This window comes from Maricaulis parjimensis (genome assembly GCF_016817355.1).
Lineage (GTDB): Bacteria > Pseudomonadota > Alphaproteobacteria > Caulobacterales > Maricaulaceae > Maricaulis > Maricaulis parjimensis.
Genome location: NZ_JADOTT010000006.1, coordinates 178,697 through 193,368 on the forward strand (window position 1 = coordinate 178,697; position 14,672 = coordinate 193,368).

At 62.5% G+C, this 14,672-nt stretch carries 11 protein-coding genes; 1 reads left to right on the forward strand and 10 read right to left on the reverse strand.

From position 1 onward, the window contains the following. Positions 1-77: 77 nt before the first annotated feature. The 5 genes from I0K07_RS11805 to I0K07_RS11825 all read right to left on the reverse strand — a co-directional run bounded on the left by I0K07_RS11805 (position 78) and on the right by I0K07_RS11825 (position 3,988). Positions 78-1,139, reverse strand: coding sequence for a hypothetical protein (locus tag I0K07_RS11805; protein WP_203293643.1), 1,062 nt, complete (start codon positions 1,137-1,139; stop codon positions 78-80). A 75-nt stretch (positions 1,140-1,214) separates the two neighbouring features. After that, a complete protein-coding gene (locus tag I0K07_RS11810; RefSeq protein ID WP_203293645.1) occupies positions 1,215-1,805 on the reverse strand; it encodes a GNAT family N-acetyltransferase in 591 nt (196 codons plus the stop codon). 2 nt (positions 1,806-1,807) lie between these two features. Further along, entirely contained in the window at positions 1,808-3,061 is a 1,254-nt protein-coding gene (locus I0K07_RS11815; RefSeq protein ID WP_203293647.1) for a threonine ammonia-lyase, read from the reverse strand. An 85-nt stretch (positions 3,062-3,146) separates the two neighbouring features. Beyond that, positions 3,147-3,296 (reverse strand): hypothetical protein, encoded by a 150-nt coding sequence (locus I0K07_RS11820; protein ID WP_203293649.1) that lies wholly within the window; start codon positions 3,294-3,296, stop codon positions 3,147-3,149. Positions 3,297-3,418: 122 nt separating this feature from the next. Next, the gene (locus I0K07_RS11825) at positions 3,419-3,988 is read right to left on the reverse strand and encodes a DUF4287 domain-containing protein (protein WP_203293651.1); all 570 of its coding nucleotides are present in this window, start codon (positions 3,986-3,988) and stop codon (positions 3,419-3,421) included. A 188-nt stretch (positions 3,989-4,176) separates the two neighbouring features. Here I0K07_RS11825 and I0K07_RS11830 point away from each other — a divergent pair, with 188 nt between their 5' ends. Continuing rightward, a complete protein-coding gene (locus I0K07_RS11830; RefSeq protein ID WP_203293653.1) occupies positions 4,177-7,632 on the forward strand; it encodes a pyruvate carboxylase in 3,456 nt (1,151 codons plus the stop codon). Positions 7,633-7,785: 153 nt separating this feature from the next. On the opposite strand, the gene I0K07_RS11835 is transcribed toward I0K07_RS11830, so the two are convergent. The 5 genes from I0K07_RS11835 to I0K07_RS11855 form a co-directional block, all read right to left on the reverse strand. Beyond that, a complete protein-coding gene (locus I0K07_RS11835; protein ID WP_238934806.1) occupies positions 7,786-8,769 on the reverse strand; it encodes a DUF3137 domain-containing protein in 984 nt (327 codons plus the stop codon). Positions 8,770-8,772: 3 nt separating this feature from the next. After that, positions 8,773-11,613 carry a valine--tRNA ligase gene (locus tag I0K07_RS11840; protein WP_203293655.1) on the reverse strand — a complete coding sequence of 947 codons (2,841 nt, stop codon included), beginning with the start codon at positions 11,611-11,613 and terminating at the stop codon, positions 8,773-8,775. 192 nt (positions 11,614-11,805) lie between these two features. Next, positions 11,806-12,189, reverse strand: coding sequence for an endonuclease domain-containing protein (locus I0K07_RS15880; RefSeq protein WP_238934807.1), 384 nt, complete (start codon positions 12,187-12,189; stop codon positions 11,806-11,808). A 164-nt stretch (positions 12,190-12,353) separates the two neighbouring features. Further along, positions 12,354-12,956 carry a DUF2497 domain-containing protein gene (locus I0K07_RS11850; protein WP_203293659.1) on the reverse strand — a complete coding sequence of 201 codons (603 nt, stop codon included), beginning with the start codon at positions 12,954-12,956 and terminating at the stop codon, positions 12,354-12,356. Positions 12,957-13,050: 94 nt separating this feature from the next. Next, positions 13,051-14,445 (reverse strand): TolC family outer membrane protein, encoded by a 1,395-nt coding sequence (locus tag I0K07_RS11855; protein WP_203293661.1) that lies wholly within the window; start codon positions 14,443-14,445, stop codon positions 13,051-13,053. Positions 14,446-14,672 lie beyond the last annotated feature (227 nt).

The window sequence follows — 14,672 nt, forward strand, 5'->3', positions numbered from 1 at the left end:
GGGCTCCACTGAGCCCCGATCCACGTGCGCCTAGCATGCGTGTGTGTCAGTTGGATGCCAAGCGGGAGCGTGCAGCGCTACATCCTGCGAAGGAGCTCTTCCACTTCTTCAGAATTCTCCCACCAGTAGGATCGAGCTTGTACAAGATTGGTAATGAAGAGATCAAATTCATCCATCAAGCTGCACTCATAATCAAACTCCTGCCCGCCACTGAGAAAGATGGGCGCGGTCGCGATTGGGACACGAGGGGAGTCTGCATCGCCGCGGTGGAAGCTCGTACTCGGATCAATGCACCAACCATTGTCAGACAACTCAATCGACGTGTTTTCGTCGAACAACACTTGCGTGTCCGCAAGCCAAACTCGATCAGCGACTAGAGTGGTCGACCGTAAATCCAGAGTACCGCCGCTGAAGCTCACGAAAGAGAATTCTGCACGCCCGTGGAGGGGCGGCACCAATGGCGCTACTTGTAAGTTTGCCCCCACAAACGCTGATTCTCGAACCACCAATAATGGCGTCGACCCAACGACCGCGACTCCGCCCCGTGCAATGAAGGCATTTTCAATCTTAAAAGTTTGCAGCACGGGAATGCTGGCGAGAGCTAGAATGCTGTTGTCCATGGCAAGGTCCGTGAAGTCCCACGCCTGCTGCCCATCCTCTTCCAGGTTCACCGTAAGCTGAGCATCTGTCAGACGTATCCTGTTTGCTTCAACTCGGTGCGGTGCGCCGGAAACGTCCAGACGCACTCCCTCAATATCAAGCTCGGCCACCCGTTCTTCTCTGTTGACGAGGTCTACGAGGTAAGAACTGGCCTCTGCATCCAATCTACGATCTACAGCTCGAAAGAAAGCATCATACAACTCAGCCGACGACAATTCGTCACCCGTTTCGCTGAAAAACTGTATGTAGGCCGTCCAGATTGTCGCCAAAGCGGCGACAAAACCAACCAGCCAACCAAGAGTTTTGAAATACCTCAGGTGCGAGCTCTCTTTGTTTTTTCCGACCACAGAACCGCAACTCCCAATTGCCAACCTTAATTTTAGCAATCTTTGGAAACCAGACCAGCCTCGGTTTGGTGTCCGCTGCATTACTGCGCGCGAGCGCCTTTTATTGTTGAGTTTGTTGACGATATAAATCACGCGTCGTTGGTCGGCGTGACACGGGCAATGGACACCCAGCGAGTGAAATCACATCTGGCACAGAGAATACTTCCCCTACCCCACTGATTTCCGCATCCGCGTCAGCGGAACGCCGACCCCGTCCGGGGTGGGCTCAAACCAGTCCTCGACGGGTTCATAGCCGGCCGCCTTGTAGAGGTGGGCGCCGGAACGGGTGGCGGCGAGTTCGACGGTGGTGAATCCGGCAGCGGCGGCTTCGGCCTCGCAGCGGGTGAGGATGAGGCGGCCCAGGCCTTTGCGGGTCCAGTCCGGATGCGTGTACATGGCGCGCACGCGGGCCGGTTCCGTGGCGGGGTCCAGCGGACGCGAATTGCGGCCGGCCGTGCTGTCGCCGCCGAACAGGGTGGCGCGGCGGGACCAGCCGCCACAGGCCACCAACTCATCGCCGGACCAGACGGTGAAATAGGTCCCGTCCCCGATCAGCTCCCGGTCCACGCCCATAATATGGCGCGAGGCGGCCACTTCGGCATCATCGAGATCGGCGGGCAGGAGTGTGGCAATCGACAGTTCGACCAGCGCTTCGATGGCGGGCACGTCGAGCGGGGTGGCATGGCGCACGATCATGTCGGGCTGTCTCCGTGAGGGTGTGGCCGGGCGGGCCGGGGCAAGCGTGTCCTGGATGGCCATGATCAATACCCCGCCGGCTCGACGCGGAAACCGGCCTCACGCAGGGCGGTCTCGATCCGGTCCATATGGGCGCCGTCCTGCGCCTCCAGGGAGATGTCGATATAGGTCACCTTGGCCGGCAGGTCCGAGAAGGTCTTGTGATAGGCGACGTCCGTGACATTGCCCTCGGCGCGGGAAATCACTTCGGACACTTTGGAGAGCTGGCCGGGCACGTCGACGAGTTCGATGCGCAGACGGGCCAGACGGCGCGAACGGGCCAGGTCGCGCAGGAGGAGCGAAGACAGGAGGCGGGTGTCGACATTGCCGCCGGTCAGGACGAGGCCGACCTTCTTGCCCTTGAAGCGTTCCGGATCGGCCAGCACACCGGCCAGGCCGGCCGCGCCAGCGCCTTCGGGCAGGACCCGCAGATGGGAGATGAAGAGGTTGAGGGCGCGTTCGATCTGGCGCTCATCGACCAGGAGGACATCGTCCAGCAGATCCATCAACAGGGCGCGGGTCGCCTGCCCCGGCTCACGCACGGCAATGCCTTCGGCCAGGGTGAAGCCGCCGATCGGGCGATTGGTGCGGTGGTAGAGATTGGCGAAGGAGGGAAAGAGGTCGGACTGGACACCGACGAGCTCGATCTCCGGCTTGATGCGGCGGGCCGCCAGACCGCATCCGGCCGCCAGGCCACCGCCGCCGATCGGCAGGACGAGCGTGTCGAGATCGGGATATTGGGCCAGCATTTCCATCGCCAGCGTGCCCTGCCCCGCCATCACGACCGGGTCGTCGAACGGGTGCACGAAGACCGCGCCGGTTTCCTCGCTGAGCGAGAGGGCGTGCGCCTTGGCCGCGTCAAAATCGGATCCGACAATATCCACTTCTGCACCCAGGGCCCGGGTCTGGTGGACTTTCACCATGGGCGTGCCTTCGGGCATGATAATGGTGGCCCTGATCCCCATGGCCGCGGCATGACGGGCGACGCCCTGGGCATGATTGCCGGCCGAGGCGGCCACGACACCGCGCTGGCGCTCCGTATCCGTGAGGGCGGACAGGCGCGCAAAGGCACCGCGTTCCTTGAAGGAGCCGGTGGCCTGAAGATTCTCCAGCTTGACCACGACCTCGCAGCCCAGCGCTTTTGACAGGGTGGGCGATGGCAGGCAGGGCGAGTTGAGAATGCCACCCATCCCCTGCGCGTGGAGGCTTTCGACAAAGGCGAAAGCCCCGGCAAGGTCCGGGCTGAGCGGCATTTCGGTTTTCAACGCGGTATGGGGCATGCGGGTCTCCGGCATGACCGCACACGAAAAAGCCCCGCTCCTTTAGGAGCGAGGCCGGTTTTCCGTGCGGTCATCCTGTTGGATGTCAAACGGGGGTCGGCAGCGCTCCCAGCAGGGCGGCTCCAATAATAATCGAAATGGTAATGAGACCGGCGGTCATGAGACGGCGCGCGCGTTCCGCACGTTCCTCATCAATCCGCTTTGCAATCGCAATGGCTTTGGCGCGCTGGCGCATGCCGGTTCTCCTGTGTTCGACAACCAAGATGGCGATGCTTTTTCCAAGAGTCCAGTGCCCAAGCGCAATTCGTGCGCAGTATCATGAAGAATTACCGAGCCGGCGCACGATCCTGCCGCGGATCATCCCGCCGCGTCATAGGCGGCCTTGAGCCAGGCGATCAATTCCTCATCCACCTCATCGACCGAGGTCAGCTTCACCCGGTGCGAGACCATGGCATTGAAGGAGCCGGAGGCTTCCAGCCGCCCCTGCGGCGCCTGGCCCTTGAGATTGATACCGACATCGACCCGGGTTTTCGTGGAGGGCTGGATGAGGCCGAACTGTTTGGCCCGGCGCAGGGAGACATAGGCCTTCTTGGGCGCGAGCTCGACATCATGGCCGAAACCGCTGACCGCGCTGGCCAGGGCGTCATGGATCGGTTTTAGCCCGGCCTTGGCACCGGCATATTGGGCCGCCACGAGGTCCTCACCCGCGGCCGGCGCCGAAACAACGCCGCCACGGGCCTCATGGGCGACGAGATTGGCGAAGCCGTGCGTCATGCCGTGTTCGGTCTTGAGCAGTTTGATCATCTCGCCATGCTTTTCCAGGCCGCTGGCCTTGATGATGGCGATCCAGTCGGCCAGCGATTTGCCGGTCTTTTCCGGCATGTTGGCGACCATGCTGTCGCGCATCTCTTCCGGTGATTTGGCCATGGAACCCCCTCCTGTCCCGGTCTGTATCCCGTTCCAGTAAAGCGCATCCGGTCTTCACCCGGAACCGGATTTTGCGCGCCCCGCGACTTCGCACCTGCATCATTTCCCTTTCCAAACAGCATCAAAGCGCGTTTCATGGTATCGGTACCATTTCAATCCTGACTGACGCTGCCGAGAAGAGGTTCGCCTTGCCCGAACGCCAGACCCCCGAAAAACTCCTGGTCGCCAACCGGTCCGAGATCGCCATCCGCATCATGCGGGCGGCCACGGAATTGGGGCTGAAAACCGTCGCCATCTATGCCGAAGAGGACAAGCTGGCCCTGCACCGGTTCAAGGCGGATGAGAGTTATCGCGTCGGTGCCGGGCTGGGCCCGGTCAAGGCCTATCTGGATATCGACGGCATCATCGCGATTGCCAAGAAGTGCGGCGCGACCCTGGTCCATCCCGGCTATGGCTTCCTGTCGGAAAACCCGGATTTTGCCGAAGCTTGCGCCGCCGCGGGCCTGACTTTTGTCGGCCCCTCCCCCGATGTCATGAAATCCCTCGGCAACAAGGTCGCAGCGCGGAACATGGCCGTGCAGGCCGATGTGCCCGTCGTACCCGCCACCGGCCCGCTGTCGGACGATCCGGCGGACTGGGCGAAGCTGGCCGGCGAAGTGGGCTATCCGCTGATGCTGAAGGCGAGCTGGGGTGGTGGCGGCCGCGGCATGCGCGTCGTGGAAAACGAGGCCGAGCTGAAGAACCAGGTCGAGGCTGGCCGGCGCGAGGCGGAAAGCGCCTTCGGCAATGGCGAGGTCTATCTGGAAAAACTGATCCGCAAGGCGCGGCATATCGAGGTCCAGATCCTCGGCGACAGCCATGGCAATCTCGTCCATCTCTGGGAGCGTGACTGCACGGTGCAGCGGCGCAACCAGAAAGTCGTCGAGCGCGCCCCGGCGCCAGACATGGATGCCGACACGCGAGCGGCGATCTGCGAGGCCGCCCTGCGGCTGACGCGGCATGCGGGCTATTGCGGCGCCGGGACGGTGGAATTCCTGCTCGATGCGGAGACGCGGAAATTCTACTTCATCGAGGTCAATCCGCGCGTCCAGGTGGAGCATACGGTCACCGAGGAAGTGACCGGGATCGACATCGTCCGCGCCCAGATCCAGATCGCGCGCGGCGGTCATATCGGCGTGACGGAGGAGACCGGTGTTCCGGTGCAGGAGGAGATCCGGCTGCACGGGCATGCCCTGCAATGCCGTGTCACCACAGAAGACCCGCAGAACAGTTTCACGCCGGATTATGGCCGCATCACCGCCTATCGCGGCGCGACCGGGTTCGGCATACGGCTGGATGGCGGCACGGCCTATTCCGGCGCGGTGATCACCCGCTATTTCGACAGTTTGCTGGAAAAGGTGACGGCCTGGGCGGCAACGCCGGAAGAGGCCGTGCGCCGGATGGACCGGGCGCTGCGGGAATTCCGCATCCGCGGCGTCTCCACCAATATCGCCTTCCTGGAAAACGTCATCAATCACCCCGATTTCGTGTCGGGTCAGATCACGACACGCTTCATCGACACCACGCCGGCCCTGTTCGACTTCCCCAAACGGCGGGACCGGGCGACGCGGCTTTTGACCTATATCGCCGACGTCTCGGTGAACGGGAATCCGGAGGTGAAGGGCCGGCCAAAACCGCCCACCCATGCCCGCACACCCGTGCCGCCGAAAGTGGATGGCGCGGCCCTGCATGACGGCACGAAACAAATCCTCGACCAGCACGGACCGGAAGGTCTGCGCGACTGGATGCTGGACCAGACGAAAGTCCTGATCACCGACACGACGATGCGCGATGCGCACCAATCCCTGCTGGCCACGCGCATGCGCTCTTTCGACATGGTGGCGGTGGCGGATGCCTATGCCGAACATCTGCACGATCTCTTCTCGATCGAGTGCTGGGGCGGGGCGACGTTTGATGTGGCGCTGCGCTTCCTCAAGGAGGACAGCTGGGACCGGCTGGCGGATCTGCGTGAGCGCGTGCCCAATGTGATGCTGCAAATGCTGCTGCGGGCCTCCAATGCGGTGGGCTACACGAATTATCCCGACAATGCGGTGGATCATTTCGTCCATCAGGCGGCCGAGACCGGGATTGATGTCTTCCGCGTCTTCGACAGTCTGAACTGGGCGGAGAACATGAAAGTCGCCATGGAGAGCGTCCTGAAGACGGACCGGCTCTGCGAGGCGGCGATCTGCTATACGGGCGATCTGGGCAATCCGGACCGGCCGAAATACCAGCTGGATTATTATCTCGATCTGGCGCGCGAACTGAAGGGCGCCGGGGCGCACATACTGGGCATCAAGGACATGGCGGGCCTGGCGCGTCCGGCGCAGATCCGCACCCTGGTGAAGGCCCTGAAGGACGAGACCGGCCTGCCGATCCATTATCACACGCATGACACGTCGGGCATTGCCGCGGCGACCGTGCTGGCCGCCTGCGAGGCGGGTGCGGATGCGGTGGATGCGGCGATGGACAGTTTCTCCGGCCTGACCTCCCAGGCCAATCTGGGCTCCATCGTCACAGCGCTGGGCGATACCACGCGCGATAGCGGGCTCTCCCCGGCCACGATCCGCCGCTTTTCCGATTATTGGGAAGATGTGCGCACCCAGTATGCGGCCTTTGAGTCCGATCTGCGCTCCGGCGCGTCGGAGGTCTATCTGCACGAAATGCCGGGCGGGCAGTTCACCAATCTCAAGGAACAGGCGCGCGCGGTGGGGCTGGCGGAACGCTGGCATGAGGTCGCCAAAATGTATGCCGACGTCAACCAGATGCTCGGCGATATCGTGAAGGTGACGCCCTCTTCCAAGGTCGTCGGCGACATGGCGCTCTACATGGTCTCATCCGGGCTGACAGTGGACGACGTGCTCGATCCGGACACCGACATCACCTTCCCGGACAGTGTGATCGGCCTGTTGCGCGGCGATCTGGGTCAACCGCCCGGCGGCTGGCCGAAGGATCTTCAGGCCAAGGCGCTGAAGGGCGAAAAGCCGACGACGGACCGGCCGGGCAAGCATCTCGCCCCGACCGATTTCGATTCCGTGCGGGCCAGCATCCAGGGGCATGGCGGGCGCGCGGTGAACGAGAATGATGTCGCCTCGGCGGTGATGTATCCCAAGGTCTTTGCCGATTACGAGACCCACCGCGCGCAATATGGCCGCGTCGACAAACTGCCCACCCCGGTCTTCTTCTACGGGATGGAGCCGGGCGGCGAGATCTCGGTGGATATCGACAAGGGCAAGACGCTCAATATCCGCCTGATGACGATCGGCGAGGCCGATGAACAGGGCTGCCGCGAAGTCTTCTTCGAGCTCAATGGCCAGCCGCGCGTGATCCGGGTGGATGACCGCTCGGTCGCCTCGACGGTGGAAGCCAATGAAAAGGCCGACATGTCCAATCCGGCGCATATCCCCGCCCCCATGCCCGGCCTGATCGCCACGCTGGTGGCCAGTGAGGGTCAGAGCGTGAAGGCGGGCGATGTGCTGATGACGCTGGAAGCGATGAAGATGGAAACCTCGATCACCGCGCAACAGGCGGGTGTCGTGAAACGCCTGGCGGTGAAGGCTGGCACGCAGGTGGATGCGAAGGATTTGCTGGCGGTGGTGGAGTAGTTTCCTCCCCATGTCATGGGGAGGTGTCCCGCAGGGACGGAGGGGCCGCTGGAGCGAAGCGGAAGCGGAAATCGCCGCTGCGCGCCGCCCCTTCGACCCGATGCTGCGCATCGGCCCACTTCCCCATGACATGGGGAAGGAAACCCGTCGGCGCTACTCGGTGCCAGGCGCCGCATGATCCCCGAACTGGGCCGGTTCGACCAGCGTGTCGATGATGGCGAGGAGTTCTTCCAGTTCGCGGACCAGGGTGTGGACGCGGCCCTTGTCGGCCAAGGGTTTGGACATCGAACCGGCCTCGAACCGGTTATAGGTCTCCGCCGCGATCAGCAGCTCGCCCTGGCCGGAGGCTTCGTCAAACATGGCGCGGATCTTGGACCCGCCCATCGCCTCTTCCAGCGCCAGGAGACGCTCCATGAAGGAGGGGGTGACCATGTAGCGGGCCAGTACCTGGTCATTGCCATGGACCTCGAAAATCTTCTCGAATTTCGGATCGACGAGACCGATCCGCTCCAGCCCCTTGCCGCCATATCCCTTGCCCAGCGCGCTGAGCCCGTTGAACCAGCCGGCATCGCGCGAAATGACCGTGATACCCTCCACCTTGCGCGGAAAGGTGATGCGGATCAGCGCGCCGCGGAAGACGGTGACGTAATAGGTGCGGTTCTTTGACCGGCGCTTCTGCTCCAGATGCGCCTCATAAAGCTCGAAGGAACAGCCCTCGCGTTCACCCTCGAAATGATCCTCGAAGCTGCGCCGGTTATAGGAGGGCAGGAGCGAGTATTCGCGGAAGGTCTCGAAACGGGCCGGCAGGAGCGGCTTTTCCGCATAGGTCAGGCCCAGCGCCTGGGCGATCGCCCCATTGAGGCGCAGCTTGACCTGTTTGCGCAGCTTGTTGACCCGGCGATTGCCGATCACCGCGCCCAGGAAAATCGCCCCCATCCCGCCGAAAAAGGCGACTTGCGGCAGCGGCCAGACGATCAGGAAGAGCACGATACAGACCGTGCCCAGCGCGATACCGGCCAGGATCCAGTAGCGGCGTTCCGTCACCGCCGCGACGCGCTCACCCTCCAGCTCGGACAACCAGGGGCCAAGCGTGCTCTCCCAGAGCTTGTCCCAGTCGTAGTTTTTGGGCTGGGTCAAAGGCTACATCCCCTGCAGACGCTCCAGGGCTTCGCCCATCTTGGTTTTCTGACTGGCGTAGTCTTCGAGTTTTTCGCGCTGTTCAGCGACGACTTCAGCCGGGGCGTTGGCGACGAATTTCTCGTTTCCGAGCTTTTTCTCGAGCCGCATGATCTCGCCATCCAGCTTCTTAAGTTTGGTCTGCAAGCTAGATTTCACAGATTCAAACAGCTCCTTTGATGGCAACTGAATGAAAATCGTGCATCTGCTCGCCGGGAACTCCGCCGATCCGCCTTCAGCCATTTCGGAAAGCTCTTGTGCGGGATGAAGCACGGACATGTGGGTTCCCGTGAGTCGGCAAATGATCGCACGGTAGTTCTGGGCCCAAGAACTGGTCACGTCGTCATGGCCCAAAACGTTGACCATGTAGCGATCCTTCGGCTCAAGCCCCAGCTCCGAGCGCAGGCGGCGGATATCGGTGATCAGATCGATCAGCCAGCCGATCTCGGCCGTGGCCTCAGCATTGTCGAGACCCTCGAGGACAGGCCAGCTGGCGGTGATCAGCTGGGTGTCGCGCTGACCGGTCTGGCTCCACAGCTCTTCGGTGACGAAGGGCATGAAGGGGTGGAGCATTTTCAGGGCCTGATCAAGCACATAGGCGGTGGTGGCGCGGGTCTCGGCCTTGGCGGCCTCGTCCTCGCCCTGCAGGAGCGGTTTGGCCAGTTCCAGATGCCAGTCGCAGAACACATTCCAGACGAAACGATAGGCGGCCGCCGCGGCATCATTGAAGCGGTAGCCATCGAGCCCGGCATTGATCGCCTTCACCGTCGAGGCGGCCTCGGAGAGGATCCACTGATTGACGGTGCGGGTGACGGATTTCGGATCGAAATCGGCCGGGGTGACGCATTCATTCATCTCGCAGAAGCGCGCGGCATTCCACAGTTTCGTGCCGAAATTGCGATAGCCTTCAACGCGTTCCTTGGACATGCGGATATCGCGCCCCTGCCCGGCCTGGGCGGCCAGGGTGAAGCGCAGCGCATCGGCGCCGTATTCTTCCACGATCTCCAGCGGGTCGATCACATTGCCCTTGGACTTGGACATTTTCTGACCCTTCTCATCGCGCACGAGCGCGTGGATGTAGACATCCTTGAAGGGGATCTCGTCCATGAAGTGCAGGCCCTGCATCATCATCCGGGCGACCCAGAAGAAGATGATGTCGAAGGCCGTGATCAGCACGGAGGTCGGGTAGAAGCGTTTGACTTCCTTGGTGTCGTCCGGCCAGCCCAGCGTGGAGAAGGGCCAGAGCGCAGAGGAGAACCAGGTGTCGAGGACGTCCTCATCCTGGGTCAGTGCCTTGCCGCCGGCCTGAGCCTTGGCGTCATCCTCGCTCTCGGCGACATAGACATTGCCGTCGGCATCATACCAGGCCGGGATCCGGTGACCCCACCAGAGCTGGCGGGAGACGCACCAGGGCTGGATGTTGCGCATCCATTCGAAATAGGTCTTTTCCCAGGTCTTCGGATGGAAAGTGGTGCGGCCATCCTCGACGGCGGCGATGGCATCCTTGGCCAGGGTGGCGGCATCGGCGAACCATTGATCGGTGAGCATGGGTTCGATGACCACGCCGGACCGGTCGCCGAAGGGCTGCTGGATCTTCTTCTTTTCAACGAGCGGAATGGCATTGCCCTGCTCGTCCTCGGTCATCACGGCGAGGCCTTCCTCCGAGATCGCCGCGACGATCTTCTTGCGAGCCTCGAACCGGTCCAGACCGCGATAGTCTTCCGGCACGAGATTGATGGCATCGACCTCGGCCTCTGACGGCAGGTCGGCACCCTTGGCAATCGCCTGGGCCTGGGCGGCGCATTCCGCATAGGACGGACCGTCGGCGCGCATGGCGGCCTGCACGTCCATGAGACGGTAGAGCGGGATATTGTTCCGCTTGGCGACTTCATAGTCGTTGAAGTCATGGGCACCGGTGATCTTCACCGCGCCGGAGCCGAAATTCATGTCCGGATATTCGTCGGTGATGATCGGGATCAGGCGGCGCTGTTCTTTCGGACCGACCGGGATTTCACACAGCGCGCCGACGATCGGGGCATAGCGTTCATCATCCGGGTGCACGGCGACGGCACCATCACCCAGCATGGTTTCCGGGCGCGTGGTGGCGATGGAGATATAGTCGCGCTCTTCCTCCAGCACGACATTCCCGTCTTCGTCCTTCTCGACATAGGTATAGGTGCGGCCGCCGGCGAGCGGGTATTTGAAGTGCCACATGAAGCCGTCGACTTCGAGATTCTCCACCTCGAGGTCGGAGATCGCGGTCTCGAACTTGGGATCCCAGTTCACCAGGCGCTTGCCGCGATAGATCAGGCCTTCCTTGTAGAGCTGGACGAAGACTTTCATCACCGCCTTGGACAGGCCCTCATCCAGGGTGAAGCGCTCACGCGACCAGTCACAGGAGGCGCCCAGACGGCGCAGCTGCGTCATGATCTGGCCGCCGCTCTCGGCCTTCCATTCCCAGACGCGCTCGATGAAGGCCTCGCGGCCCATATCGCGGCGGGACATCTGGCCTTCCTCGGCCAGCTGGCGCTCCACCACCATTTGCGTGGCGATGCCGGCATGGTCAGTGCCCGGCTGCCAGAGCACGGAACAGCCCAGCATGCGCTTGTAGCGGACCAGCACGTCCTGCAGCGTGTTGTTCAGCGCGTGACCGATGTGGAGACGACCGGTGACATTGGGCGGCGGGATGACGATGGAGAAGGCTTCCGCATTGTCGTCATCGACCGGCTGGAATGCCCCGGAGGCCTCCCAGGCCTCATAGATCCGGGTTTCGGCGTCCTGGGGGTTGAAAGTCTTGTCCATCATGGGATCCGCGTCTTGATTGGCCGCGCGAGGCGGGCGTTTGCACTGTTATGGCAATCTGATCGCGAAAGTCAGCCCGCTAACTGCGGATGGGGGGTGGATTTGGGGTTTGCCGAGAAGGGACACCGCGCCCCTTCTCCCTGGGGAGAAGGTGGTCCGAAGGACCGGATGAGGGGGGAAGCCCGGTGTTCGTCCCTAATTCCAGTTCAGCGGATTGTCCGGATGGATGGCCCAGCGCACCGTCTCGGTGATGACATCCATGACCGCGTCGGTCTGCCCCAGGATTTCATCATTCCAGAAGCGCAGCACAGTGTAGCCACGCATTTCCAGAAACCGGGTGCGGCGCAGATCCGCCTCTTCCTGGTCGCTGTGCTGAATACCGTCGGCCTCGATGATCAGGCGCGCGGTTCGTGACGCGAAATCAACGACAAAGGGGCCAATCGGTACCTGGCGGCGAAATTTCACCCCCATCATCCGGCCCTTGCGAAGACGCGACCAGAGCCGGGCTTCGGCCAGTGTCGGGCGGCGGCGAAAGGCGCGGGCACGGTTGATGTTCTTATGGCGAGACTGACTGGCCAAGGGCGGTGCTGTCCCCCTCTCCCGCCCCTGCGGGGCACCCTCTCCCCAGGGAGAGGGGGGCAGAGTACTGGGGAAGCATTCAGAAGAGCGTGACCAGGCGCACGACCAACAAAAAAGGCGCGCCTCGGCAGGACGCGCCTTTTGAAACTTGTATCCGGTGAGGCCTAGCGGCGACGGCGGGAGACGCGATCGATTTCGGCCTGGACTTTTTCGTCGACGATGGACGGCAGGTTGGCGTCGAGCCATTCCTTGAGCATCGGACGCAGGAGCGCGCGGACAACGCCTTCCAGCGTACGGCCCTCCTCTTCGGAAATCCGGATCTGATCCGCCAGGGTGTGGAAGGATCCCATCGCGGCCGTGGCGGCCGGTTCGGACATGATGCCGTCGGAGACTTCCTCTTCCAGAGCGTTGAAATCGATCTCCGGCTCCGGCTCAGGCTCGGCCATGGCGACCGGCTCTTCTTCCTCTTCCCGGTCGACGATCATGAGATCATCATCCATCGCCATCGGGTCGGTGCCGGCATCGGCATCATCGACCTTCTCGGTCAGTTCGAGCACATCCTCGCCGCCGGCATCGTCATCGCCGCCGAACAACGCGTCGATATCGTCCTGCGATTGCGGTTCGTCCTCGGCGGGCGCCGGTTCCGGCGCAGCCGCTTCAGCCTCGGCTTCCGGCGCGGCTTCTTCATCATCCTCATTAATGATCCGGCGGATCGAGGAGAGGATTTCTTCCATCGACGGTTCGTTATCGGCGGTTTGCTCAGCCATGCGCCATTCCTTGCGATATGCGGGCGTTTTCTCTTCTAACGCGAATTAAACGGGCCGAAAATCAGCCTGTCCAGTCCGAGAGTCGCCGGAAAGGCTAGTCCCAGGGCGTTAAGTCAAGGTTAGGGAAACCCGATTCGCCTCTGTCGGATGCAGACGGGTCATAAATTTCTACATTCAGACCCAATTCCTGGGCCGACACGGCCCCCATGGCCTGAAGGAGATTATAGCCGGCCACGTAGGAATCGCGTTCCGCGGTGACGAGCGTCAGCCGGGATTCCAGCAATTCCTGTTCTGCATCAAGCACATCGAGTGTGGTGCGGATGCCGACATAGGCTTCCTGCTCCACCCCGTCGAGGGCGATCTCATTGGCGCGCACGGCCTGGCGCGAGCTTTCGATCACGGCCAGGGAGGCGACATAACCGCTCCAGGCATTGGTCACACCCTCGGTCACGAGACGGCGGGCTTCGCGAACCTGATAGCGCGCCTGTTCTTCCTGAGCGACGGCCGCGCGGACGCGCGAGCGATTCAACCCGCCGGTGAGAATCGGCACGGAGACCCGGCCCATGACGGACACGCTGTCGCGCTCATCACCGGTGAAATTGCTGTCGCGTGCGGCCGAGGCCGTGGCCGACAGGGAAACCTCCGGCAGCATATTGCCACGGGCAATGCGGATCGCGTGCTGGGAGGCCTGTTCGGCATACTGGGCCGCCAGCAATTGCGGGGAATTGTTGAAGGCATATTCGGCCGCATCGGCGAGATGATCCGGCAGGGCCGGCAGTTCCGGCGGATCCTGCAGAGTGGCCGGCGGCGTGCCGGTCACGCGCTCATAGGCGGCACGGCTGATCGCCAGCTGGGACTGGGCAGCGGACAATTGCGCCTGGGCACCGGACAGGCGGGCTTCGGCCTGGGCGACATCGGTGCGGGTGATCTCACCCACTTCGAACCGGTCTTCCGCAGCTTCCAGGTGCTGGGCCAGCACGTCGACATTATTGCGGCGGATCTCGACCACCTGGGCGTCACGGCGGACATCCATGAAAGAGGTCACGGCGCTGACCAGGACCTGTTGCTCCGTGGCGCGGAGATTTTCCCGGCTGGCCATGATGACGGCCGTGGCCTGATCGATCGCACCGGAAATCCGGCCGCCCTGATACAGGGCCTGCGAGGCAGTGATCGAGTAGTTCTTCGGGGTGGCATCGCTCTCGCTGGCCGAAGTCAGGTTCTGGCCGCCAATCACGAACGTGCTGGATGATTCGGTGTGCTGGCGCGATATCGAGGCCGAGGCGGAAACCGACGGGAGCCGACCGGCACGGGCCTGGACCCGCTGCTCGTCCGTGGCGCGCAGACTGGCGCGCTGGGCCTGCAGGGTCGGGTTGGAATTATAGGCCTGGATGAGGGTTTCCTCGAGCGTCTGCGCCTGCGCAAAGCCCGCAAAGGCCAGCAGGGACACGCCCCCGGCAAGAGCCATCGTCCAGTGTTTCAATCGCGTCATCCAACTTCCCCTGAAGTCACGGGACCGGCTTTCCCGATCCCTCTTTTCGCCATCATAGCGCCCGGACCCGGCATGGCCAGTGACGCTTTATCCATGCATATAGGCGCTGCCATATAAAAAGTGAACAGCGTTTACTTTAATATTCTGCAAAGTTTGCAAATACACGAACAGACCTGTCACGGTCCAGCGCGAAAAATCCGTCGCGACGGCGTGTCACACCCTGGGAA

Coding starts and splice junctions, on each gene's coding strand:
- I0K07_RS11810 (WP_203293645.1), bottom strand. CDS start 1,805: ATGGCCATCCAGGACACGCTTGCCCCGGCCCGCCCGGCCACACCCTCA.
- I0K07_RS11815 (WP_203293647.1), bottom strand. CDS start 3,061: ATGCCCCATACCGCGTTGAAAACCGAAATGCCGCTCAGCCCGGACCTT.
- I0K07_RS11820 (WP_203293649.1), bottom strand. CDS start 3,296: ATGCGCCAGCGCGCCAAAGCCATTGCGATTGCAAAGCGGATTGATGAG.
- I0K07_RS11825 (WP_203293651.1), bottom strand. CDS start 3,988: ATGGCCAAATCACCGGAAGAGATGCGCGACAGCATGGTCGCCAACATG.
- I0K07_RS11840 (WP_203293655.1), bottom strand. CDS start 11,613: ATGATGGACAAGACTTTCAACCCCCAGGACGCCGAAACCCGGATCTAT.
- I0K07_RS11850 (WP_203293659.1), bottom strand. CDS start 12,956: ATGGCTGAGCAAACCGCCGATAACGAACCGTCGATGGAAGAAATCCTC.
- I0K07_RS11855 (WP_203293661.1), bottom strand. CDS start 14,445: ATGACGCGATTGAAACACTGGACGATGGCTCTTGCCGGGGGCGTGTCC.